The organism is Bradyrhizobium sp. Leo78 (genome assembly GCF_059512425.1).
The window spans coordinates 1-403 of sequence record NZ_JCAMOT010000257.1 but is presented as its reverse complement, the minus strand read 5'-3'; the positions used below and the strand labels follow the sequence as shown (position 1 = coordinate 403).

The 403-nt window shown below is 57.6% G+C and carries 1 pseudogene; it reads left to right on the top strand.

The features are described from left to right. Window positions 1-403: pseudogene (locus tag AC5ZG1_RS44565) on the top strand (AraC family transcriptional regulator); the annotation flags it as partial.

The following is a 403-nucleotide window of genomic DNA, read 5'->3' as shown; positions in this document are numbered from 1 at the left end:
AGCGGCCGGGCCTGGACCGAGGCCGATCGGCATGTAACGGAGACCGGCCCGGGTGAGATATTTTTCAGGTCTCTTGGTTATCCGTACCGCGGGCGGATGACCGATTCAGTCGCTGTGCTCGTCTTCCTGCCCTATGAACTGTTGACCCGTGACGCGAGCCTTTTGCAGAACGCCAACAATACCGCCTTCTCCGGTAGTCTGGCTGAATTGCTGGTCAGCTATATCAACGGCCTGGAAGCGAACCTGAGCAGTTTGACAGTGGAGGAGGTGCCGCGGATCATACGGACGATCGGCGATATGGTCGTTGCATGCGCTGCATCCTCCACAAGTTCTGACCGCGGTCACGAACAGACCAATATGGGGCTGATGGAGCGGGCGCATCGCTATATTCACCTCAATCTTC